Here is a 24,874-nt window from a genome sequence, read left to right as displayed (position 1 = left end):
TTAGGAACAAAGATGGGCCGTTAGCTCAGTCGGTAGAGCAGTTGGCTTTTAACCAATTGGTCGAAGGTTCGAATCCTTCACGGCCCACCACTTTCTCTGAGTGGCTAAATAACAGAGGGTAGATAAGGAATTGCTCAGTCGCTGCTTTTTAATCAGAGCACAGTTGGCTTTACTCTTAACTACCACATTGGTCGAAGGTTCAAATTCTTCACGGCCAACCACTTTTCTGACAGTGGATTTACTTCTACAGTAGATGAATTCAGAGATGTAATACTAGATGGGCCGTTAGCTCAGTCGGTAGAGCAGTTGGCTTTTAACCAATTGGTCGAAGGTTCGAATCCTTCACGGCCCACCACTTTCTCTGAGTGGCTAAATAACAGAGGGTAGATAAGGAATTGCTCAGTCGCTGCTTTTTAATCAGAGCACAGTTGGCTTTACTCTTAACTATCACATTGGTCGAAGGCTCGAAACTTTCATGGCCGACCACTTTTCTGACAGTGGATTTACTTCTACAGTAGATGAATTCAGAGATGTAATACTAGATGGGCCGTTAGCTCAGTCGGTAGAGCAGTTGGCTTTTAACCAATTGGTCGAAGGTTCGAATCCTTCACGGCCCACCACTTTCTCTGAGTGGCTAAATAACGGAGGGTAGATAAGGAATTGCTCAATCGCTGCTTTTTAATTAGAGCACAGTTGGCTTTACTCTTAACTATCACATTGGTCGAAGGCTCGAAACTTTCATGGCCGACCACTTTTCTGAGAGTGGATTTACTTCTACAGTAGATGAATTCAGAGATGTAATACTAGATGGGCCGTTAGCTCAGTCGGTAGAGCAGTTGGCTTTTAACCAATTGGTCGAAGGTTCGAATCCTTCACGGCCCACCACTTTTCTGACAGTGGATTTACTTCTACAGTAGATGAATTCAGAAGCTAAGTACCAGAAGGGCTGTTAGCTCAGTCGGTAGAGCAGTTGGCTTTTAACCAATTGGTCGAAGGTTCGAATCCTTCACAGCCCACCACTTTCTCTGAGTGGCTAAATAACGGAGGGTAGATAAGGAATTGCTCAGTCGCTGCTTTTTAATCAGAGCACAGTTGACTTTACTCTTAACGACCACATTGGTCGAAGGTTCAAATCCTTCACGGCCGACCACTTTTCTGACAGTGGATTTACTTCTACAGTAGATGAATTCAGAGATGTAATACTAGATGGGCCGTTAGCTCAGTCGGTAGAGCAGTTGGCTTTTAACCAATTGGTCGAAGGTTCGAATCCTTCACGGCCCACCACTTTCTCTGAGTGGCTAAATAACAGAGGGTAGATAAGGAATTGCTCAGTCGCTGCTTTTTAATCAGAGCACAGTTGGCTTTACTCTTAACGACCACATTGCTCGAAGGTTCAAATCCTTCACGGTCGACCACTTTTCTGACAGTGGATTTGCTTCTACAGTAGATGAATTCAGAGATGTAATACTAGATGGGCCGTTAGCTCAGTCGGTAGAGCAGTTGGCTTTTAACCAATTGGTCGAAGGTTCGAATCCTTCACGGCCCACCACTTTTCTGACAGTGGATCTACTTTCAAGTAGATGAATTCAGAAGCTAAGTACCAGAAGGGCTGTTAGCTCAGTCGGTAGAGCAGTTGGCTTTTAACCAATTGGTCGAAGGTTCGAATCCTTCACAGCCCACCACTTTCTCTGAGTGGCTAAATAACGGAGGGTAGATAAGGAATTGCTCAGTTGCTGCTTTTTAATCAGAGCACAGTTGGCTTTACTCTTAACTATCACATTGGTCGAAGGTTCGAATCCTTCACGGCCCACCACTTTTCTGACAGTGGATTTACTTCTACAGTAGATGAATTCAGAAGCTAAGTACCAGAAGGGCTGTTAGCTCAGTCGGTAGAGCAGTTGGCTTTTAACCAATTGGTCGAAGGTTCGAATCCTTCACAGCCCACCACTTTCTCTGAGTGGCTAAATAACGGAGGGTAGATAAGGAATTGCTCAGTCGCTGCTTTTTAATCAGAGCACAGTTGGCTTTACTCTTAACTACCACATTGGTCGAAGGTTCGAATCCTTCACGGCCCACCACTTTCTCTGAGTGGCTAAATAACGGAGGGTAGATAAGGAATTGCTCAGTCGCTGCTTTTTAATCAGAGCACAGTTGGCTTTACTTTTAACTACCACATTGGTCGAAGGTTCGAATCCTTCACGGCCCACCACTTTCTCTATAATTTATTATTCATTTCTATTTCCTTCTTTAGTAAAGAAAACTCTTAGTACAGTCAGCCGTTTTAATCTATCTGTTACATGTAGAACATCATTTCTAATAACGCTATTAAATGTCGAAGCTCTTAATTAGATACACTTGTTATACTTTTGTATGATAGACGTATTGCTAATATTGTTTGAACCTTAACTACTTCATATTTATTAATGATAAAAATAAATACTTGGGAGAGTGAGATGAAACAAGCAAAGTTAAGTTTTATTGCAATGGCAACGATGTTGACTGCAGGTTCTGCCGTGGCTGGTGATACAGAGTTTAAGTTTGGTGGTTATGTAAAAGCTGATGTAATGTTTAGTGATTACAGTAACGGTGCACCAGATTCAGGGAGTTTATCTAGACAGTTTTATGTACCAGGAACAATATACGGTGTTCCTGGTAATGGCGATCAAGTTGTCGACTTTCAAGCGCGTGAGTCACGATTTAACTTTAAAACGAGTACGGATCTTGGTGGTCATAAATTAAGTGGTTTCATTGAACTTGATTTTATGACTCATACAGATGGCAATGAACGAGTTTCAAATAGTTATTCTCCACGTATTCGACAAGCTTTTGTTAGTTATGATAATTGGTTAGTTGGTCAGACATGGACAACATTTCAAAATCCTGGTGCACTTCCTGAAAATTTAGATTTTGTTGGTGCAGCAGAGGGTACGCCTTTTGTACGTCAAGGCATGGTGCGATACACCAATGGTGGGTTCCAGTTTGCAATTGAAAATCCTGAAACAACGTTAACACCTAATGGCGGTGGTGGACGAATCACTAGTGGTAGTGGTATGGTGCCAGATTTTGTTGCTCGCTATAACTTTAAAACAGAGGGCGGTGCTAAATATACCGTCGCAGGTTTGGCAAGGCAGCTGAATATTGAAAAAACAGGTTTAGATTCACAAACCATGGGCTATGGTGTGAGCTTTACAGGGGTTATTCCAGTTGGTAGCGATGATATAAAGTTTTCTGCTACTGCGGGTGATGGTATGGGACGTTATATGGCATTGAATTATGTTAATGCTGGTGTGCTTGATAATAACGGCGATATTGAAACGATAAGCTCATATGGTGGCTTCGCTGCTTACCGTCATTGGTGGAATGACAAGTGGCGTTCAAGTGTCACACTTTCTGGGTTTAAGGCTGATAACAATGAAGCATTAACTGGAGAAGGAGTAAATAAAGAGTCTTATTCAGGTTATATAAACCTACTTTACTCACCAATAAAGCCGATGACAGTCGGAGTTGAATATATGCATGCGAAAAATACCAAACAAGGCGGCGATAAAGGAGAACTTGACCGGGTGATCTTCTCGGTTAAATACGTACTTTAATGACGTTGAGCAGTAATTAAAAAGGAGGCCTTTGGCCTCCTTTTTAATATATGAGAACACACTTCTCAGTGTTTATAGGCGTATCGACTTAAGCTGGTTGTGACAAAAGTTTGTTATCTCTTACGTATTGTTCAAACTCGGTACAGCCACCAACGTGTTCTTTATCAACAAAGATCTGAGGTACCGTTTCAACGGGCTTACCAACTGTTTTTTCAAGGTCAGCCTTGGAGATCCCTTCCGCATGAATATCTACATATTTGAACTTAAAATCACTGCGCGCTTCAACAAGTTGCTCAGAGAGTTGAACAGCTCTAACACAGTACGGACAACCGGGACGGCCAAAAATTACAACGAACATAGTGACTCCTGAAAAATTGATTCAATACTTTATACCACAAGAGGATCAATCTTGCATATTCCCTATTGAATAAACTTATTCTCAATTTGATAGCGGCCACGATAATCAAAAAAGGTCTCGACGAGATCCCATCCTTTCTTGCCTTTTTTCAGCAAGAGTAAATCAGGCATTCTAAAGCTTTCTCTCGCTGAGATCACCTGTTCAACTTGTTTATATTGTTGATGTTTAAATCCAGGAGTCCGAGTATGAGTTATTACAAATATGGCGTAAAAGGCTTTTCGCTGTCCCTCAGTTTTAAAATGAAAATAGCGACAAAAGTCGTTGCCATCGAGATCGATATATTGAATTTTTAAGCGATCAGTATCTTTTACAAAAAGCATGGACTGGCATTTGAACAAGTGATGATGTTTCTGTTGTAACACCTCTTTAAGACGTTTATCTGGGTCGATTAGCAGCGCATCACATTGATGACAAATTTTGGCTGCAATATCATTCTCTTCACCGCAATAAGGGCATGATTTAGACCGAAACCGAAAGTCGCATTGTGCTTTATTACCATCATTTTCAACCAATGCCTGACAGCGCCTGCCGAAGTGTTCGATGATGTCACCATCATCGTCGACGAGTCCCCAGAAGATATTGGCAAAATTGCAAACAGGGCAGTGAACTTGTACTGGAACACTTTTGCTATTGGGTTTACTTTGGCCAACTTCAGGAAAATAAAGATCAAAACCATTTGCCGCATAGTCGATAATCAAACATTCATCTTTTCCTTCACAGATCCTAAGTCCTCTGCCAACCATCTGTTGGAATAAGCTCACAGAAGCGGTTGGCCTTAATATGGCAATAAGATCCACATGGGGTGCATCAAAACCCGTCGTCAGTACGGCCACGTTGACCAGGTATTTGATCTGCCTAGCTTTGAAAGAGGAGATGATGTTATCTCTATCTGCGGAGCTGGTTTTAGCTGTGATAAGCGCTGCGCTTTGCTCACTTAATCGCTTCATTATCTCCTCAGCATGGCGGACTGTTGCAGCAAAGATAATGACTCCCTGTCTATTTGCTCCAATCTCGGTGAGCTGCTTGATAATTGCAGTGGTTGCTCGCCCGCAATGGCTAAGAAGGTCATTAACCTCTTTTTCTTGATATTCGCCGTTAGAGGAGGCTTGCAAAGTGCTAAAGTCATACTGTACTGATAGGCCATCAAACAATTTTGGTGCACTTAAGTATCCGCGTTTGATTAAAGGTCGCATTGGCAGTTCGAAGATACACTGTTGGAACACGGGTTTATCAGGGTTGCCCATCTTGCCATGGTAGTGGTGATGATAGATCCAGCCCAAGTCTAATCGATAGGGCGTTGCTGTGAGGCCTAGAAGCTTTATTTTGGGGCTTTTCTGCTTAAGGTGTGTCAAGAGCTTCTGGTATTGGCTTGTCTTATCAGGGCTGACTCTGTGGCATTCATCTATGATAACTAAGGAGAAAGGTTCATTAAATTGTTCTGGTGATCGGACTGCAGATTGAATGCTGGCCACAACAGTTTTATTTTCTGTCGACTTTTGTTTAAGACCCGCCGAATAGATACTCGCTGCGGTGGTCAGTATGCCAATTTTTTCTGCATTTTGGGCAACCAGTTCTTTTACGTGAGTCAGCACGAGTACGCGGCCATTGGCGATGCGAGCAAGCTCAGCAATGACGATGCTCTTGCCTGCTCCCGTAGGAAGGACTAATACAGCGGTATCACTGCTGGATTTAAAATGTGTTACCGCAGCGTCTACGGCTTGTTGTTGATAGTCTCTTAACTGCACAAAAATCTAATTAGAATGAGGTCTTGAAGTAAAGGATAACAGTGACAAGGAGTCGGGGGAACTGGGTCTGAAAAATATGTAATAAAAAGCCCCTCATTGGAGGGGCTAGAGGTTTAATGACGGATCTTAATTTACTCGCTACGGTTTAAGCGAGACTCGATTAAGGTATCGATAACAGCTGGATCTGCCAGTGTCGATGAATCACCTAAATTGGTCACTTCGTTGGCCGCAATCTTGCGTAAGAATCGGCGCATAATTTTACCCGAACGAGTCTTCGGCAAGCCTCCTGCCCATTGTATGAGATCGGGCGTGGCCAGTGCGCCAATCTCTTTACGTACCCACTTTCGAAGCTCTTGACGTAGCTCCTCAGTTTCGGTTGTTCCCTTGGTTAAGGTGACATAAGCATAAATACCCTGTCCCTTGATATCATGAGGGTAACCAACCACGGCAGCCTCTGCCACATTTGGGTGCGACACTAAGGCACTCTCAACTTCTGCGGTACCGAGTCTATGGCCTGATACGTTAATCACATCATCAACTCGACCCGTGATCCAGTAGTAACCATCTTCATCTCGCTTTGCGCCATCACCAGTAAAGTACATGCCGCGGAATGTTTTGAAGTAGGTGAGTGCAAATCTATCATGGTCACCAAATACGGTGCGCATCTGCCCCGGCCAAGAGTCTAAGATCACTAAGTTACCTTCGGCGGCACCCTCAACAATGTTGCCTATGTTATCTACCAGTGCAGGTTGCACACCGAAAAATGGGCGAGTAGCTGAGCCTGGTTTAGTGTCTGTTGCACCAGGTAATGGGCTGATCAATATGCCACCGGTTTCGGTTTGCCACCAAGTATCGACAATAGGGCACTGCTCATGACCGATGACTTCATTGTACCAGCGCCATGCTTCGGGGTTAATAGGTTCACCCACTGACCCCATGATGCGCAATGAACTTCCATCGAAGTCAGCAAACTGTTCTTTACCTTCGGCCATAAGGGCACGAATAAGCGTTGGCGCGGTATAGAGGATATTAACCTTGTGACGATCGACAATCTCTCCAAGACGAGAGGGAGTCGGGTAGTTAGGCACACCTTCATGAATAAGAACCGTGGCACCATTAGCCAATGGACCGTACACCATGTAAGAGTGACCAGTGATCCAGCCAACATCAGCGGTACACCAGTAAACTTCACCGTCTTTATAGTCGAATACATATTCATGGGTCATGGCCGCGTAAACCATGTAACCGCCAGTGGTATGTAGCACACCTTTTGGATTACCTGTAGATCCCGAAGTATAAAGTAAGAACAACGGATCTTCGGCGCCCATCTCTTCTGGCTCACAGTGTTCAGAAGCGGTTTCCATCAAAGTATTCCACTTGATGTCACGACCCTTTACCCAGTTGATGTCGCTACCAGTACGTTCATAGACTATGACCTTTTCGACACAAGTTACATCAGGGTGAGACAGGGCTTCATCTATGTTGGCTTTAAGAGGGATGGTACGACCTGCACGCAGACCTTCATCGGCGGTGACAATGACTTTTGATTTGCCATCAATAACACGCGATGCAATGGAGTCGGGTGAGAAGCCACCAAATACAACAGAATGAACAGCACCAATGCGGGCACAAGCCAGCATCACTACGGCCGCTTCAGGTACCATTGGCATATATACGGTAACAATATCTCCGCGTCTTACGCCTTGGCTACGCAGTGCGTTAGCAAACTTGCACACATCTTTATGCAGTTCACCATAAGTGATCGTGCGTTGATCTTTGGCATCGTCGCCTTCCCAGATAATGGCAACTTTATCGGCTTTATGTTCAAGATGACGATCAAGGCAGTTAGCAGAAGCATTGAGTGTGCCGTCATAAAACCAATTTATTGATAGATTATGATCATCGAAAGAGGTTTTTTTAATTTTGGTATAGGGTTTAATCCAATCGATACGTTGACCGTGCTCTCTCCAGAAACCTTCAGGATTCACAATCGACTCTTGGTACATCTTTTTGTACTGTTCTTCATTTACATGTGCGTTTTCAGCGATGTCGCTTGGAACTTTGTAGAGAGACTGCGTGCTCATTGGGCTTCCCTTAATCTAATAATGCGTGGCTCAAGTATGGAGTCATATCACCTTTAAGCACTATTAGACCTTGGTCTAGTGCCATAAACTCCTTTGTTTTTAGTGTGTTGAACAGTCTCCTTAAGCTAGATTTAATTTGAGAATTAACGCACAATAGAGTGAAAAAAATGAGAGCTGTATGAACTTAACCATTTTAGTTGGCGTTATTGCCGTCCTCTATGTATTTCTGCTGTTTTTTCTAGCGTGGGGAGCTGAGCGCTGGTTCAGTAAATTTACCAAGAAAATTCAGGTTTGGGTGTATGGATTAAGCTTGGCTGTTTATTGCTCATCTTGGAGCTTTCTCGGCACAGTGGGGCAGTCAGCTCAAGATCTCTGGTCTTTTCTGCCTATTTTTGTGGGACCCATACTTATCTTCACTTTTGGCTTTGGTCTGCTGAGAAAAATGGCGTTGGTTTCTAAAACCCATAATATTACCTCTGTTGCCGACTTTATTGCCGCCAGGTATGGAAAATCTCAGCTCTTGGCGGCAATAGTGACCTTAATTGCTCTGTTTGGCATCATGCCTTATATTGCTTTGCAGCTTAAAGCCATGGTGTTTAGTCTTAATCTGTTTCAACCTGAAGGTTCATCTTTCGACGGCGCGAAGGTGTCGCTCATTATTACTGCTATTTTGGCCATGTTTGCGATTTTATTTGGTACGCGTAAATTGGACGCGACCGAGCATAATCCGGGAATGATGTTGGCTATCGCTTTTGAATCTCTCGTTAAGCTGGCAGCATTTTTGATTATTGGTGTGGTGATAAGCTTCGGTTACTTCGATGGGTTTGATGATATTTGGCAGCAAGCCGCTGCACGGGATTTAATCAGTGCACCTGAATTAAATATTGGGTCCTTGATGCCACAGCTGTTAGTTGGGATGGCTGCATTCCTGTGTATGCCAAGGCAATTTCACGTCATGATGGTGGAATGTAGTGACGAGAAAACCTTGCTCAAAGCGCGTTGGTTATTTCCGATCTATTTGATCCTGTTCGGACTGTTTGTGGCGCCATTGGCGTTAGCTGGAAAAATAATCTTAGGTGATAGTGTTGCAGCAGATACCTATGTGATCAATCTCCCCTTAGCGTTAGATCAACCCATCGTTGCGGTTATCGCTCTACTGGGCACTTTGTCTGCAGCGACGGGCATGGTTATCGTTGCGGTAGTGACCATTAGTGTCATGGTTAGTAACGAGTGGTTGGTACCTGTGATGCTGCGAACAGGTAAGATAAAACAAAAGAATTTTAGCCAGTTTTCTCAATTTCTGCTTAACACTCGTCGGCTCTCCATTATTATTATCTTAGGGTTAGGTTATTTCAGTTACTTGTCATTTATCGACAGTGATTCACTTTCTGGTCTGGGGATGTTGTCATTTGGCGCCTTTGCACAGCTCGCACCTGCGTTAATTGGTGGCATGTATTGGAAGCATGGTAATCGTTCTGGCGTGTTAATGGGATTGGCAGTCGGCTTCGGCCTCTGGTGTTACATTCTATTAAAAGGCGCGAGTGATACCGCTGGTGTTTTTAATAATGATTTTGCCCTGCTTGAATCAATAAACCCCAATGTCCGTGATATTTTAACGGCGTTGCTGGCCAATTGTGCTTGCTATATGTTGGGCTCTATCTGGTTCAGAGCTGGCGTAGTTGAGCGAATTCAAGCCAGTGAATTTGTTTCTCCTGGAAATTTAAAAAGTAACAACACTCGTAAGTCTGCGGCAGTGTCTCAACAAGATCTATTGATCTTGGCAAGTCGATTCGTCAGTCCAACTCGCGCTTATGAAAGCTTTTCACGTTTTTCTGAAGAGGCGGTAAAAAGCGATAGTTGGCATAAATCTGCACCGCCTGAGTTGGTGGCTCATACCGAACATATGTTAGCCGGAGTACTTGGCGCTTCCAGTGCATCATTGGTGATGGATTCAGTACAACAGGGTCGAGATCTGGCGCTTGATGAGGTGTTTAGCTTAGTTGATGAGGCATCGTCCAAAATTATCCTGAGTCAAGATATGCTTAGAGGCGCAATTGAGCATGCCTATGAAGGGATGAGCGTGGTGGATAAAGAGCTTAATCTGGTGGCCTGGAATTATAAGTACGCTGAGTTATATCAATATCCTGTCTCTTTTTTACAAGAAGGAATGCCTATCAGTGATGTCGTTCGTTTTAATGCCAGTCGTGGCTTTTGTGGTGAGGGGGATATTGAAGAAAAGGTGAATACCCGAGTACAGCATATGCGAGATGGTACGGCCCATGTGTCTGAGCGACAACGCAAAGATGGTAAAGTGATAAAAATACAAGGTAATCCTATGCCTGGTGGTGGTTTTGTGATGACCTTTACCGATATAACCCAGTACCGTGAGCATGCAAAAGCCTTGCAAGAGATGAATGATACGCTTGAGGCGAGAGTAAAAGAGCGTACCTATGAGCTGGCCATGCTCAACAGTCAATTACTCGAGTCTAAAGCGCAAGAGGAGATGGCGAATGCTTCCAAAAGTAGGTTTTTAGCCGCCGTAGGGCATGATTTAATGCAACCTTTAAATGCTGCGCGTTTGTTTACGGCTTCCTTATCCCAATATCCGAATTTGGATCAAGAGGGAAAAACAACACTTTCTCATGTTAATAGCTCACTTAAAATCGCAGGAGAGTTGCTCACAGATCTGCTTGACATATCAAAATTGGACTCTGGCATGATTGAGGTTAATCGTCGGGATTTCTCTGTATCTGATTTGATTGATGGCTTAGGTGTTGAGTTTACGGCGATGGCTAAAGACAGTCAGATTGATTTTAGCATAGTGCCTTGTAGTGCCAGTGTTTATTCGGATCTCAGTTTATTGAGACGTATTTTGCAAAACTTCTTAACTAATGCTTACCGCTATGCCAGAGGGAATCGAGTGTTATTTGGTTGTAGACACAGAGGTGATGAGCTGGAGATCCAAGTGCTCGACACTGGCTGCGGTATCGATGAAGCCGAAACTAAAGAGATCTTTAAGGAGTTTAAACGACTTGATAATCCAGCCAGCAATAGCGTTAGTGGTTTAGGTTTAGGTTTAGCCATTGCAGATCGCATAAGCCGAGTATTGGATCATAAAATCTATGTGACATCCATACTGGGTCATGGTTCAGTCTTCTCCATCCGTGTACCTTTAGGTAAAGCATTAAATGAACCACTGCCGAAAAAAACGCCCAGTTTATTACAACCTTTAGCTGGGGTGAAGGTGCTGTGTATTGACAATGAAGAGGCTATTTTAGCCGGATTGGAGAGCTTATTGAGTCGCTGGCAGTGTGAGGTTATCTGCGCTAAAGATCTGGCCGATGCGAGAATTAAACTAGGGCTTAAAGGGGTGGCGCCTGATATTGTACTTGCAGACTATCATCTTGATGATGGCCAAAATGGAATGGACGCCATGAATGCCATTAGAGGCTTATACGGCAGTCATTTACCCGGTATTTTGATCACCGCAAATACCAATAAAACGCTGGTCGATGATGTTAACCGTCAGGGCTATCATTACATGGCCAAGATGGTTAAGCCCGCGGCATTAAGGGCGCTTATTTCGAGCTTGATTAAGTAATACGATGGCAAGTAACGCTATGAAAATTAATACCTTGACGGTTAGTCAACGAACCGTGACTCCTTTTAAACTGGTTTGTGTTGGACGCAATTATGTGGAGCACATTAAGGAGCTTGGTAATGAAATACCTGAAGATATGCTTTTGTTTATTAAACCAAACTCAGCCATTTCAACAAACCTAATCAGTTTTCATCATGAGACTATTCATTATGAAACTGAGCTCTGTTTTTTGTTCGAACAAGGTCAATTTGTGGCTGTAGGTATTGGGCTTGATTTGACTAAACGAACGCTGCAAAGTGAGCTCAAAGCCAAAAGTTTACCCTGGGAGAGAGCTAAAGCATTTGACGGCTCAGCCGTGTTTAGTGATTTTGTGGAAATCGACAAGATTAGTGATGAACTGAATTTTGAGCTGTCTATCAATGGCGTTCAAGTTCAGGTGGGTCATATCGGTTTGATGATGAACTCTCCTGAGCTGATCTTAACGGAGATAACCACTTTTATGAGTCTACAAGATGGGGATATAGTCATGACTGGCACGCCAAAGGGGGTTGGTGTGGTTAACCTTGATGATCTGTTTGAGGTGACACTCTTCGATGGAAAAACTCAACTCATTAAGGCGCATTGGAAGGCGAGCTAAATAGGAGAGCTCCTAGGAGACTTGGAGCTTGACTAAAGCGGAAGATTCGTTAAGGCTCTTTCTTTTAGAGTGTAAAATATAAATTACCACATGTACCAGTCCCTCTAGCTATTATCTATGTTTCTCGGTCTATTCTAAAATGTAATCATTAGAAACTGTTTAAATAACTACTATTTTACAATTGACGTCTAATTATCAGTCTATATACTCAACAATCTGATGTGTAAAAAATATAAAACATTAGATTTGTTGTTTACATGCAAACGGAGACAGTAGATGCCAGAACCAAGGTGTAATTCCTACTATAACGCAACGATTAATAATGAAACTCAATATCCAAGATTGGAGGGCGAATATCGAGTCGATGTGGTGATCGTGGGTGGAGGTTTCACTGGGGTGGCAACAGCAGTGGAGCTGGCTGAAAAAGGCTTTAAGGTCGCGATTGTAGAGGCAAATAAAATAGGTTGGGGGGCGACAGGACGAAATGGTGGCCAAGTAACAGGCAGCTTATCTGGCGACAAAGCCATGACCAAGCAGTTGATTAACAAGTTAGGCATAGAAGCTGAAAAGTTTGTTTGGGATCTTCGTTGGCGAGGCCATGAGATCATTAAGTCTCGTGTCAGCAAGTATAAAATTGATTGTGATTTAAAGTTTGGTCATCTTCATACTGCTTATAAACCTACACATATGAATGAGATGAAAGCAACGTTTGATGAAGCTGTTGAACGTGGCATGGGTGATAAAGTCTCTTTGATCACTAAAAAGGACATTCCTGAATATCTGGAAACACCACTTTATCATGGTGGTTTGCTGAATAAGCGAAATATGCATTTACATTCGGTGAATTTGTGTCTTGGTGAGGTGAGGGCAGCTGAGAGCCTCGGTGCAGTTATTTTTGAGAATTCGCCTGTTTTAGATATTACAGATGGTGTGTTACCTACGGTCAAAACTGCTCATGGATCGATTACGGCTAACAGCATTTTGTTGGCTGGAAATGCCTACCATAAGCTAGCAAGAAATAAGCTAAGCGGTATGTTGTTTCCTGCCTCTTTGGGGAACTGTGCGACGGTTAAGCTGACACCAGAAGTGGTTAATGTGCTCAATCCTCATGATGTTGCTGTATATGACAGTCGTTTCGTGCTGGATTACTTTAGGATGACGGCTGATCATCGATTGATGTTTGGCGGTGGAACTAACTATTCTGGTCGAAACTCAAAAGATCTTGCCAAGGAGTTACGCCCGGGTATCGAACGCACTTTTCCGCGTTTGAAGGGAATAGAAATTGAGTTTGAATGGACCGGAATGGCTGGCATCGTAGTTAATAGAATTCCACAGTTGGGTAAAGTGTCACCCAATGTATTTTATTGTCAGGGATACTCGGGTCATGGAGTGGCAACATCTCATATAATGGGAGAGATCATGGCAAATGCTATTATTGGTAGCCTGACAGAGTTTGAGTTATTTGCCGACATGAAACATATTCGCTTGCCAGTCGGAGAGTGGCTTGGTAATCAAGGGATGGCCATGGGAATGATGTATTATCGCATGATGGAGAATTTCCGTTAGTTTACGTCGATGTTGATATGTTTGATAAACAATAAGCCGCTCATATGATTGGCTTATTTAATATAAAAACAGTATTGAAGTTAAAGCTCTACTTTTTCCATCTCTAATTGTTGCAGTGATATCACCGCTTGGGTGCGATTACGTACACCCAGTTTGCGAAATATGGCAGTAGCGTGAGCTTTAATGGTTGCTTCAGATACGCCTAAATCATAGGCGATCTGCTTATTCAAAAGCCCCTCGGCAAACATCTGCAGAACTTTGTATTGCTGCGGGGTCAGATCTGAAAGCTTGCTGGCGATAAGCGCCGTAGCATCCTCTTCAATCTCTTGTATCTCGACGTCGGCAGGTAACCAAATATCACCATATAGTACCGAGGTTAATGCGGCTTCAAGGGTCTCCATTGATGACGATTTAGGGATAAATCCTGCACTACCGTAATGTACAGCGCGACTAATGGTGATATTGTCCTCGTGGGCTGAGATAACGACGACGGGGAGCTCTGGATAATGAGTACGAAGATGGATCAAAGTCGAATAGCCGTGGGATCCGGGCATCTGTAGATCTAACATGACCAAGTCATATTCAATATCTGCTTTTTCAAGTAGACGTTGGAGAGCATCGGCGCTATCTGCTTCAAACCATTGGGTATCAACAAAAGCTTTACTTAATGCCTGACGAAGTGCATTGCGAAATAGTGGGTGATCATCGGCGATGATTATATTTAAATTTTCTAGCTTCATGGCTTTTATAATTATGTTCGTTGCGCGTGAAGATTAAGCCAATGTAACAGAAAAAAGGTAATTTATCCTATCGCTTTATCATTTGTTGGCAAATTTTTGTGTTTAAATTCGCTTTGTTAGACTTAAGTCTAATGATTTTGACTGACGATATTAAAATTAAGAAATAATGGGCTGAGCAAGGAAAATGAGAGCTAAATAGCAGTTACATCAAGCAACCACTACTTAGCTTTTTATTGGCTATTCCTGAGTCCAAACTTTTGTTGCTTGCCTATTTTCGTCTACGGCAACGAAGGTAAATACTCCTCTGATCGCATGCTCACGTAAATCTTGATACATATCTTCGACATAGATATTGACCTCAACTTTAAGTGAGGTGTTACCCACATGTATCACATTGGCAATTATTTCGGCTAAACTGCCTGCTGGGATCGCTTTTTTGAAGTCGATTCTATCTGAGCTGACAGTGACTAAAGGCTTACGACAGAAACGTGTTGCCGCGATAAATGCAGTTTCATCCATCCAGGCTAATGCTTCACCGCCAAATAGCGTGTTGTGGTGGTTAGTAATGGAGGGAAAGATAGCTTTGATAACTCTGGCTTCAGAATTTTTAATTCGTGCGTTCATAGTATCTGAGCGAGTATTTGGCGAGTGAGCTAGTGGCATACGGTAACCTAAGGTTATGCGATTTTAAACAGCATGAATTATATCATTTTACAGGGGTAAAGAAACAAGATGTATAGGCTTATATCCCCAGAACATTAATAAACAATGGGTTAGTCAAGATGTATTATTTTTAATAAATAACAGAATGAAAAAAGCTTTTTGCTTGTTAATCTAATAAATATGAATAAATAATCTAGACTGTTTTGTACTTTGTTACCAATTGATTTATATGAATAAAATTATTCAAGTTATAAGTCTGTTCAGTATTAATATAATAAAATAATAACCAAGCCTATGTTTTATGTGTAGATTAATAAGACCGATGTTTTTTCCTTTGTGGTTATGTTGTGAGTTAGTGGTCTCTATATTTAGGTTATTCGGTATAACTAAATAATAATAGGAATAATGCCATGAGTAATAAAATTGCATATTTTAGCAGGCGACAACGCCTTGCTTTAATCATTAGTTCAACCTTGATAAGCCAAGGGATGATGAGCCAAGCCTACGCAGTCGATTGCCAAGGGGTCGCACCTTGGTCAGCCGATATGGTTTATGCCAATACTACCCAAGTCACCCAAAGTAATAGCTTGTATCAAAGTGGTGGACGACCAATGAGTCCCCAGCAAGTGCTGAAGAGTGGGGAGTGTGGGAAGGGTTAGGTCAATGTGATGGCGGTTCTAATCAATTGCCAACAGTCAATATCATTTCGCCTCAAACTGGCAGTGCTATTAACCTTAATGATGCAGTTGTGCTTAATGCTGAAGCTGCTGATATAGACGGAACTGTTGAAAGCTTGATATGGACAGCGAACGCTCTTGTCGTCACAAGCCCATGGATTGCCGATCAACTAGGCAGCGTAGTCATTAAGGCAACAGCCACGGATAACAAAGGCGCTTCTACTGAAAAGAGCGTTACCCTTGTCGTTACCAATAGTCAAAATCAAATACCAGTAGCCTTAATTATTTCACCCGAAAATGACAGCGTTGTCATTGAGGATGATGTTTTAACTGTTACTACAAGTGCTTCAGATCCTGACCTTGGAGATAGTATCTCTAAGGTTGAATTGCTTGTTGACGGGGTTGTGGCTCAGACAGATCTAAGCTCTCCCTATGAGTTTAGTTGGACTGCATTAGCAGTAGGCAATCATACACTCCAGTCACGTGCATATGACATTCAAAATGACAGCGCTGTCTCGGAGATTGTCAATGTGAGTGTCATTGCGGCGAATCAATTACCAAGTGTGCAGCTCACTGCACCAATTGCTAATTTTACCCTGCCAGTAAATGGTGAGTTAACCGTGAGTGCTACGGCACAAGACAGTGATGGTGATGTGACCAGTGTCAGTTTCTATGTTAATGGTTTACTGGTTGAAACCGATACTTTAGCACCGTATTCGATGCTGTATACGGCTCTGGAAGCAGGCTCCCTTTCAATCACTGTTGAGGTGACAGACAACTTAGGGGCAAGCGTGCTTTCAAGTGCAATTGTAGGTTATGTCGGTGACAGACCGACTAGCCATGAAGTGTGTCGACCTGATGGATTAGAAGGTGATTCGGTTTATTGTGATATTTATGATGAAACTGGACGTGAGAAGATGGGCGCAGATCATGCACGTCGCGTCATCGGTTATTTTACTTCTTGGCGCAATGGCACAAATGGACAACCTAGCTATTTAGTCAATGATATTCCTTGGGACAAAATCACCCATATTAACTATGCCTTTGCCCATGTAGATGGTGACAATAAGGTGTCTGTCGGTGATCCGAATAATGTAGAAAACCCGGCTACGGGTATGACATGGGACGGTGTCATTGGTGCTGAAATGGATTCTGAATATAACTATCAGGGACATTTTAACCTGCTTAATAAGTTTAAGAAGCAACATCCACAAGTTAAAACCTTAATCTCAATTGGTGGCTGGGCAGAAACGGGCGGTTATTTTGATGATAACGGTGTTCGTGTCGCCAGTGGTGGTTTCTATGAAATGACCAAGACACAAACTGGGATTAATACCTTCGCCGACTCTGTGGTGGCTTTTCTTCGCACTTATGGTTTCGATGGTGCAGATATCGACTATGAGTATGCAACTTCTATGGCAAAGTCAGGTAACCCTGATGACTTTGCTGTGGCAGATCCCTTAAGAGCGACCTTGTTTGCTCAATATGATCTGTTGATGAAAACATTGCGTGAAAAACTCGATACTGCCAGTAAGCAAGACGGTAAGCATTACATGCTAACGGTTGCAGCACCTGCTTCAGGTTATCTGCTTCGTGGTATGGAAGCCTATCAGATGTCGCGCTTCCTCGACTACGTCAACATCATGAGCTATGACCTGCATGGGGCATGGAATGACTTCGTTGGTCACAATGCTGCGCTTTATGATACGGGTGAAGATGCAGAACTTGCATTTTGGGATGTATATTCAACCGCGCAATACGGCGGAATAGGATATCTCAATACTGATTGGGCTTACCATTATTTCCGTGGTGCTATGCCAGCGGGCCGTATCAATATAGGCCTGCCTTACTATACTCGCGGTTGGCAGGGCGTAACCGGTGGAACCAATGGTCTGTGGGGCAAAGCAGCATTGCCAGATCAAGCAAGTTGCCCTGTTGGGACGGGTGAAGGAGATAATAACTGTGGCTATGGCGCACAGGGAATAGATAACCTTTGGCATGATCTAGATAAAGAGGGCAATGAGATGTTTGCAGGCTCTAACCCTATGTGGCATGCGAAAAACTTAGAGCAAGGAATTAACGGAAGTTATTTGGCTAGTTACGGTTTAGATCCTGTTAATGATCCGGCTGATAAGCTTACCGGCACCTATGAGCGTCACTACGATAATGTGGCTCAGTCATCATGGTTATGGAACCCAACTAAGCAAGTGTATTTGTCGACTGAAGATGAACAAGCGATGAACACTAAAGTCCAGTATGTTGTCGATCAGGGCATTGGTGGGGTGATGTTCTGGGAACTTGCGGGTGATTTTGACTGGTATCCAGAACGAAACAGTGGCCAAGGTGAGTACTTTATCGGTGAGACGATGACGACAATTGCCTACGATAAATTTGCTGCAGCTGCGCCTTATGGTAACAGTGTGAGTAATTCTCCTGCTTTGGCAAACACCTTAACATTGAGCGCAAGTTTATCAGGATATAAGGTCGGTGATAGTAATTACCCAATTACGCCTACGCTGACGATCAGAAATAACAGCCAAAGTACGATTCCGGGCGGTGCTGTGTTTGAGTTTGATATCTCAACGTCAACCTCTGCTCAAATTAGCGACCAATCAGGGATGAACTTAACGGTGATCACTGATGGTTCAAATGTTGCTTCTGGTAACGTCGGAGGACTTGAAAACGATTTCCACCGTGTGCGTTTTACACTGCCTAGTTACAAGTCTATCGCTCCCGGCGCAGATTTCGGCGGCACCATTAAGTATTACCTACCTGTGTCTATGCCATCAAATTTCACTGTGACTTTTGATGGTGTGACTTATGACTTCGGTCAATCTGGTGACACGCTGCCTGATGAGTGTGAACTCGATCCAACCGGCTCTGGCTGTGGGGATACCACTCCGCCAAGTTCTGACTTATGCAGCGATGCTGGTATTGATGCCAGCACTGTGTCTGCATACCCTAATTTCCCGCAAACAGATTGGCAAGGTAACCCTAGTCATGCTGCTGGCGGCGATAAGATGAAGGATGAAACGGCTGTGTTTAGTGCACTTTGGTGGACAAATGCTAAGCCAAGCTCATCCAGCACGGATTGGGGCTTTGTTTGTAATATCGACTAAGCAGAAAGGGCTTGATTAAGGACAATACCTTAATCAAAGCCCTCATTTTGATAAGTACAATCCTCAATGCCTCTGAGAAAAGTGGCATTACTCCAACATTACGGGAGGTGATTACGATATACCTGCCTAATTTGAGATGATTATGAAACTTAATTTTAAAGCATACTCAATGACATTGGGCACAATACTGCTCGCAAATGCGATGTCAGTGTCCAGTGTGAATGCACATGGTTATATGGATAGCCCAAAAGCGCGTCAACAGTTTTGTGTCGATGATGGTGGATATTGGTGGCCTGATGATGGCTCAGCGATCCCCAATTTGGCCTGCCGTGCAGCGCTTTTAACAACAGGGACTAAACAGCTGGTTCAAAACAATGAGTTTTCTAAAAATGTGATGAATTACAATAGCACTACAGCGGTGCAGTCAGCGATACCCAATGGCCAACTTTGTGCTGGTGGCGATGTCGAAAAATCCGGCATGGATAACCCTTCTATGTTTTGGCAGCGAAGTGATATGACGCCGGATGCGGATGGAGAGATCACCGTTATTTTTGATGCTCACACGCCTCATAACCCAAGCTTTTGGGAGTTTTATCTATCCGATGAGACTTTTGATGTGGCCAGCGAAGTGTTGAGTTGGGAAAAGCTTACCCTTATTGCCCAAGTGGCTAACATTGCAGTGAGCGAGGTTAATGGCAAAAAAGTGTATCAAATTGCCATTCCTTTCCCACTGGATAGAAGTGGGCCTGCGACGTTATATACCCGATGGCAGCGTGAAGATGCTGCTGGTGAAGGCTTTTACAACTGCAGTGACATTAACATCGTTAACGATACCGAGCCGCTTGAGTGGACAGAGCTTGAGCAATACATCGCGAATGGTTTAACCGCTAATGAAGGGGATGAAGTCTGGTTCCGTCTGTTTAGTGCACAAGGAGAAGAGCGTGTATTTGAAAAGCTAGCGATTGATTCGACCAATATAATGACGGACTTATGGGCTCGTCAGTTAGCTGAGTCGGTCGTGCAACTACATGCTGAGCTGGTTCAAGTTGGTATTAAGGAGGCCACGGGTGACATTGCTTATTCAGAAGACTTAGCTCTGAATAAAGTATGGACTAAGCAGTTAGGGTTTACGTTTAGACTTGATGTAAAGACACCGACTGAGCCACCAAGTGGTTGTGACTTAACACTCTGGACTGATAGTGTTGTTTACGACAGTGGTGATGAGGTCGCTTATAATTCGGTTCGCTACCAAGCACAGTGGTGGACTAAAAATGATGTTCCCTCGGGATCTGGAGAGTGGGGCGTTTGGAAGGACTTGGGGCCTTGCAGCCAATAATTGATATGTAACTGACGTAAAAAAGCTTCACTGTTAAACAGTGAAGCTTTTTTAGATGCAAATTTATGTGTTTAACAAGTTAATTCTGTCCCTTGACGCCTTTGCAAGAGCACGGATCAGTATTTCAGAATCTTCCCAGTGCAGGCAAGCATCAGTGATACTTTTACCATAAACAAGTGTTTCGCCTGGAACCACTTTCTGGGTACCTTCTTCAATGAAGCTTTCAGCCATAATGCCTGCGATGGCAGTAGAGCCTTGACGCATCTGCTCCATGATACTGTCAGCAACTGCAATCTGCTGTTCATGTTTCTTTTGGCTATTACCGTGACTGAAATCAACCACCATGCGGTGTGATACGCCGACATCGTTTAACTGCTGCGCTGCGGCATTGATATCATCAGCATGGTAATTAGGCTGTTTACCACCGCGTAGAATAATGTGCCCATAGGGATTACCGCTGGTACGGTAAACGGCCATGGCGCCGTCTTTATCCGGAGAGTAGAAGATATGAGGAGATTTCGCAGCGCGCACTGCATCAATCGCGATATTGATATTACCGTCAGTGCCATTTTTAAAGCCTACCGGGCAAGATAGAGCTGATGCCATTTCACGATGAATTTGGCTTTCTGTTGTGCGAGCTCCTACAGCGCCCCAAGTGATCAAATCTGCAATATATTGACCGTTCACCATATCGAGGAACTCAGTGGCAATAGGCAGTTTAAGCTCAGTGATCTCTTGTAGCAACTGACGGGCTAAACGCAGGCCTTTATTTGCATTAAAGCTACCATCGAGATCGGGATCTGAAATTAATCCTTTCCAACCCACCGTCGTTCTTGGTTTCTCAAAGTAGACGCGCATTAATATACATAGATCGTCTTTTAATTCTTGATGCAGAACAGACAAACGCTTTGCATAATCGATCGCTGCACTCGTGTCATGGATAGAGCAAGGGCCAATGATCACTAATAGTCGCTGATCATCGCCAGTTAAAATGGCTTCCACTTCACGTCGTTGCTGCACTAAGTAGCTGGCAGCATCTTGAGTTAATGGGAATTCAGAAGCTAACTTAGCAGGTGAGATAGCTTTACATAATAAAGTGGTGCGTAGTTCATCTGTTTTAATGGTCATTCATTATACCGAGCGTTCGTATGGGCATTTCGCCTGATTGCATCGGATTATAACCAATCATGACAAGATGCACAGCGCCTAACTCGGGAAAAATTAGAGTATTTATAGGTCACCGTGCAGATAAATTGCCAAATCGGAGGTTTTTTTACGATATAAGTCTTATGGCTGAGTGGATCGTGCTTAAGCATTAACGCTGTATATAGAGAGCTAATTTAGAACATGTGACGTTCAAGTCCTGTCATGGCCAATATTTTGGTGGCTATCTCCTCAACCGAGTGATTCGTCGTGTTCACATACGGTATCCTTTCACGCTTATACATCATCTCGACCTCTTTAACCTCGATACGGCATTGTCTTAATGATGAGTAACGACTGTTCTCCATTCTACTCTGGCGTATTTCGTGCAGACGCACAGGATCGATAGTTAGACCAAATAGTTTGCTCTTATTACGTTTTAGTTCATCGGGCAGTTTTAGGTTATCCATGTCATCTTCGACAAAGGGATAGTTTGCCGCTTTTATACCGAACTGCATCGAAAGGTAGAGACTACTAGGGGTCTTGCCACATCGGGAAACGCCTAATAAGACCAAATCAGCCTTATCTATATTCTTTAATGTCTGACCGTCATCATTATCCATGGTGTAATTTATGGCATTGATACGAGCTTCATAACTCTCATTCATGTTGCCGTGGGTACGATGAACCACTGGAGAGGCCTTTATTCCCAATTGTTGCTCTAATGGCGCGACAAATGTGTTCAGAAAATCGTAATCCAAGCCTTCACTGCTGTAGATTATGTTTCGGATCTCCGCTTTTACGATGGAGTGGAAGACTAAAGGGCGCTCACCTGTTGTAATAAAACAATCATTGATTTGAGTCTTAACTTCATTTGCTTTAGCTTCTGTTTCCACAAATGGAATAGTAAGTGACTCAAACTCAACGGGAAACTGAGAGAGAACAGCATGCCCAAACACCTCTGCTGTGATTGCTGTCCCATCAGAAATATAGAAAACTTTACGTAACATTTTGACCTCTTGTAGTAATAAAATTACAAATAAAATTATAGATTTACGTGTGTTGTGCTGGAGTGTAAAATGCCGCAGCCCTCCTGTGAAGGGGCCACACTGAAATAAACTTGCGGAGATAGAACTGTGCAACAATATGTACTCTGGTATCAAGAATTAAGCATGGGTGACGTCAACAAGGTCGGCGGTAAAAACGCTTCTCTTGGAGAGATGATTAGCAACTTATCTAACGCAGGTGTTCAAGTGCCTGGCGGTTTTGCAACCACCTCTTACGCGTTCAATGAATTTCTTGAACAAAGTGGACTTAACCAGAAGATATACGACACGCTAGATGTGTTAGACGTAGATGACGTGAAAGCACTCGCTACAGCCGGTGCACAGATCAGACAATGGGTTATCGATACCCCGTTCCATAATGAGTTTGAGCAAGTTGTTCGTGACTCATACGATAAGCTCTCCTCAGAAACTAAAGATGCCTCATTTGCGGTTCGTTCATCTGCGACTGCTGAAGATATGCCCGACGCATCATTCGCTGGCCAACAAGAAACATTCCTGAACGTGAAAGGTTATGAATCTGTTTTGGTTGCGATTAAGCATGTTTTTGCTTCTTTGTTTAATGATAGAGCTATCTCTTACCGTGTTCACCAAGGATATGATCATAAAGGTGTCGCCTTATCTGCCGGAGTTCAGCGCATGGTTCGCTCTGACACTGCAGCTTCTGGCGTGATGTTCACCATGGATACTGAATCTGGCAACAATGATGTGGTATTTATTACCTCTTCATTCGGTTTGGGTGAAATGGTTGTTCAAGGTGCTGTTAACCCTGATGAATTTTATGTTCATAAGCCTAGTTTAACGGCTGGCTATAAAGCGGTTGTTCGCCGTAATATTGGCAGTAAGTTGATTCAGATGGTTTATTCAAGCGATCTTGAACATGGTAAACAGGTTAAAATTGAAGATGTTCCCGCCGCTCTACGTCGTCAGTTTTCAATCAATGACGATGAAGTGATGGAGCTCGCTAAGCAAGCGATGATCATCGAGAAGCACTACGGTCGTCCTATGGATATCGAGTGGGCTAAAGATGGTAATGATGGCAAGCTTTATATCGTACAGGCGCGCCCTGAGACAGTTCGTTCTCGCGAAGATGTGCAGTTGATTGAACGCTACCACCTTAAGAGTAAGAGCGACGTTATCTGTGAAGGCCGTGCCATCGGCCACAAAATCGGTAGTGGTGTAGCTAAAGTGTTATCGTCAATTGCAGACATGGATCAAATCAAAGAAGGTGATGTGCTTGTTACCGACATGACCGATCCTGACTGGGAGCCTATCATGAAGCGCGCCAGCGCGATTGTGACTAACCGAGGTGGACGTACCTGTCATGCGGCAATTATCGCACGTGAACTCGGTGTTCCAGCGGTAGTTGGTTGTGGTGATGTGACTGAGCGTATCAAGAATGGTCAACAAGTGACGGTTTCTTGTGCCGAAGGTGATACGGGTTTCATCTACGAAGGTATTCAAGGCTTTGATGTGCTTCGTTCTCGCGTCGATTCAATGCCTGAATTGTCGATGAAGATCATGATGAACGTCGGTAACCCTGACAGAGCATTCGATTTTGCTCGCCTTCCTAATGAAGGGGTTGGTCTAGCGCGTCTTGAGTTCATCATTAACCGTATGATCGGTATTCACCCTAAAGCGTTACTTGAATTTGATAAGCAAGATGCTGCGCTTCAGGCTGAAATACATGAGATGATCGCCGGTTACGACTCTCCAGTTGAGTTCTATGTCGCTCGTCTGGTTGAAGGTATGGCGACAATCGCTTCAGCCTTCCACCCAAAGAAAGTGATTATTCGTATGTCTGACTTTAAGTCAAACGAATACGCCAACTTGGTCGGTGGTGATAAGTACGAACCAGAAGAAGAGAACCCTATGTTGGGTTTCCGTGGTGCAAGCCGTTATATCTCTGAATCGTTCCGTGATTGTTTCGCTCTTGAGTGTGAAGCGATTAAGCGCGTTCGTAATGATATGGGGTTAACGAATGTTGAAGTGATGATCCCATTCGTACGTACGGTTGATGAAGCGAAACAAGTCATTGAGCTGCTAAAAGAGCAAGGTTTAGAACGTGGTAAAGATGGTCTACGCGTCATTATGATGTGTGAACTTCCTTCGAACGCACTGCTTGCTGAACAGTTCCTTGAACATTTCGATGGTTTCTCTATCGGTTCAAACGATTTAACTCAGCTGACATTAGGTCTAGATCGCGATTCTGGCATCATCAGTCACTTGTTTGATGAACGCAATGACGCAGTCAAGGCGCTATTGGCCATGGCCATTAAAGCGGCTAAAGCTAAAGGTGCCTATGTGGGTATTTGTGGTCAAGGGCCATCAGATCATCCAGATTTTGCAGCCTGGTTAGTAGAACAGGGCATTGATAGCGTATCGCTAAATCCGGATACCGTTATTGATACTTGGTTGTACCTAGGTAAACAAGACGCTTAATTTATCTTTAAATAGAATAAGCTAATCTCAAAAGCCGCTACTTAGC

15 protein-coding genes and 9 tRNA genes are annotated in these 24,874 nt (G+C 43.5%); 17 read left to right on the top strand and 7 right to left on the bottom strand.

What is annotated here, in order from left to right:
- The first annotated feature begins 14 nt into the window (after positions 1-14).
- The 10 genes from HWQ47_RS15205 (at position 15) to HWQ47_RS15160 (ending at position 3,593) form a co-directional block, all read left to right on the top strand.
- Positions 15-90 (top strand) — tRNA-Lys (locus HWQ47_RS15205).
- 189 nt (positions 91-279) lie between these two features.
- Positions 280-355: transfer RNA gene (locus HWQ47_RS15200), tRNA-Lys, on the top strand.
- 189 nt (positions 356-544) lie between these two features.
- Positions 545-620 (top strand) — tRNA-Lys (locus HWQ47_RS15195).
- 189 nt (positions 621-809) lie between these two features.
- Positions 810-885 (top strand) — tRNA-Lys (locus tag HWQ47_RS15190).
- A gap of 58 nt (positions 886-943) precedes the next feature.
- A tRNA-Lys gene (locus tag HWQ47_RS15185) sits at positions 944-1,019 on the top strand.
- A gap of 189 nt (positions 1,020-1,208) precedes the next feature.
- A tRNA-Lys gene (locus HWQ47_RS15180) sits at positions 1,209-1,284 on the top strand.
- Between the two features lie 189 nt (positions 1,285-1,473).
- Positions 1,474-1,549: transfer RNA gene (locus HWQ47_RS15175), tRNA-Lys, on the top strand.
- A gap of 57 nt (positions 1,550-1,606) precedes the next feature.
- Positions 1,607-1,682, top strand: a tRNA-Lys gene (locus tag HWQ47_RS15170).
- A 189-nt stretch (positions 1,683-1,871) separates the two neighbouring features.
- Positions 1,872-1,947: transfer RNA gene (locus HWQ47_RS15165), tRNA-Lys, on the top strand.
- A gap of 506 nt (positions 1,948-2,453) precedes the next feature.
- Positions 2,454-3,593, top strand: a complete 1,140-nt coding sequence (locus tag HWQ47_RS15160; RefSeq protein WP_269966923.1) for a DcaP family trimeric outer membrane transporter — start codon at positions 2,454-2,456, stop codon at positions 3,591-3,593.
- An 88-nt stretch (positions 3,594-3,681) separates the two neighbouring features.
- On the opposite strand, the gene HWQ47_RS15155 is transcribed toward HWQ47_RS15160, so the two are convergent.
- The 3 genes from HWQ47_RS15155 to acs form a co-directional block, all read right to left on the bottom strand.
- Complete coding sequence (locus tag HWQ47_RS15155; RefSeq protein WP_269966922.1) at positions 3,682-3,951, bottom strand: GrxA family glutaredoxin; 270 nt, start codon at positions 3,949-3,951, stop codon at positions 3,682-3,684.
- A 62-nt stretch (positions 3,952-4,013) separates the two neighbouring features.
- Positions 4,014-5,756 (bottom strand): DEAD/DEAH box helicase, encoded by a 1,743-nt coding sequence (locus tag HWQ47_RS15150; RefSeq protein WP_269966921.1) that lies wholly within the window; start codon positions 5,754-5,756, stop codon positions 4,014-4,016.
- Between the two features lie 131 nt (positions 5,757-5,887).
- Entirely contained in the window at positions 5,888-7,840 is a 1,953-nt protein-coding gene (gene acs / locus HWQ47_RS15145) for an acetate--CoA ligase (protein ID WP_269966920.1), read from the bottom strand.
- Between the two features lie 178 nt (positions 7,841-8,018).
- Here acs and HWQ47_RS15140 point away from each other — a divergent pair, with 178 nt between their 5' ends.
- From HWQ47_RS15140 to HWQ47_RS15130, 3 genes are all read left to right on the top strand, one after another.
- The gene (locus tag HWQ47_RS15140; protein ID WP_269966919.1) at positions 8,019-11,441 is read left to right on the top strand and encodes a hybrid sensor histidine kinase/response regulator; all 3,423 of its coding nucleotides are present in this window, start codon (positions 8,019-8,021) and stop codon (positions 11,439-11,441) included.
- A 25-nt stretch (positions 11,442-11,466) separates the two neighbouring features.
- Positions 11,467-12,078, top strand: coding sequence for a fumarylacetoacetate hydrolase family protein (locus tag HWQ47_RS15135; RefSeq protein WP_269971757.1), 612 nt, complete (start codon positions 11,467-11,469; stop codon positions 12,076-12,078).
- Between the two features lie 276 nt (positions 12,079-12,354).
- Positions 12,355-13,644, top strand: coding sequence for an NAD(P)/FAD-dependent oxidoreductase (locus tag HWQ47_RS15130; protein ID WP_269966918.1), 1,290 nt, complete (start codon positions 12,355-12,357; stop codon positions 13,642-13,644).
- A gap of 80 nt (positions 13,645-13,724) precedes the next feature.
- Here HWQ47_RS15130 and HWQ47_RS15125 read toward each other — a convergent pair whose 3' ends face one another.
- Both HWQ47_RS15125 and HWQ47_RS15120 read right to left on the bottom strand, forming a co-directional pair.
- Entirely contained in the window at positions 13,725-14,384 is a 660-nt protein-coding gene (locus tag HWQ47_RS15125; protein ID WP_269966917.1) for a response regulator transcription factor, read from the bottom strand.
- 237 nt (positions 14,385-14,621) lie between these two features.
- Complete coding sequence (locus HWQ47_RS15120; protein ID WP_269966916.1) at positions 14,622-15,047, bottom strand: acyl-CoA thioesterase; 426 nt, start codon at positions 15,045-15,047, stop codon at positions 14,622-14,624.
- A gap of 410 nt (positions 15,048-15,457) precedes the next feature.
- Here HWQ47_RS15120 and HWQ47_RS15115 point away from each other — a divergent pair, with 410 nt between their 5' ends.
- The 3 genes from HWQ47_RS15115 to HWQ47_RS15105 all read left to right on the top strand — a co-directional run bounded on the left by HWQ47_RS15115 (position 15,458) and on the right by HWQ47_RS15105 (position 20,179).
- Positions 15,458-15,706, top strand: coding sequence for a hypothetical protein (locus HWQ47_RS15115; protein ID WP_269966915.1), 249 nt, complete (start codon positions 15,458-15,460; stop codon positions 15,704-15,706).
- Positions 15,691-18,843 carry a glycosyl hydrolase family 18 protein gene (locus HWQ47_RS15110; RefSeq protein WP_269966914.1) on the top strand — a complete coding sequence of 1,051 codons (3,153 nt, stop codon included), beginning with the start codon at positions 15,691-15,693 and terminating at the stop codon, positions 18,841-18,843. The genes HWQ47_RS15115 and HWQ47_RS15110 overlap by 16 nt, the downstream gene beginning before the upstream one ends.
- Before the next feature lie 142 nt (positions 18,844-18,985).
- Positions 18,986-20,179: a lytic polysaccharide monooxygenase gene (locus HWQ47_RS15105; protein WP_269966913.1), complete on the top strand. Its 1,194-nt coding sequence runs from the start codon at positions 18,986-18,988 to the stop codon at positions 20,177-20,179.
- A 63-nt stretch (positions 20,180-20,242) separates the two neighbouring features.
- Here the strand turns inward: HWQ47_RS15105 and HWQ47_RS15100 are convergent, their stop codons facing one another.
- Entirely contained in the window at positions 20,243-21,307 is a 1,065-nt protein-coding gene (locus HWQ47_RS15100; RefSeq protein WP_269966912.1) for a 3-deoxy-7-phosphoheptulonate synthase, read from the bottom strand.
- Between the two features lie 212 nt (positions 21,308-21,519).
- Complete coding sequence (ppsR, locus tag HWQ47_RS15095) at positions 21,520-22,332, bottom strand: posphoenolpyruvate synthetase regulatory kinase/phosphorylase PpsR (RefSeq protein ID WP_269966911.1); 813 nt, start codon at positions 22,330-22,332, stop codon at positions 21,520-21,522.
- Between the two features lie 126 nt (positions 22,333-22,458).
- Between ppsR and ppsA the strand changes: the two genes are divergently transcribed.
- The gene (gene ppsA / locus HWQ47_RS15090; protein ID WP_269966910.1) at positions 22,459-24,828 is read left to right on the top strand and encodes a phosphoenolpyruvate synthase; all 2,370 of its coding nucleotides are present in this window, start codon (positions 22,459-22,461) and stop codon (positions 24,826-24,828) included.
- The last annotated feature ends 46 nt before the right edge of the window (positions 24,829-24,874 follow it).

Source organism: Shewanella sp. MTB7 (genome assembly GCF_027571385.1).
Lineage (GTDB): Bacteria > Pseudomonadota > Gammaproteobacteria > Enterobacterales > Shewanellaceae > Shewanella.
This window is presented reverse-complemented; position numbering and strand designations above follow the sequence as displayed.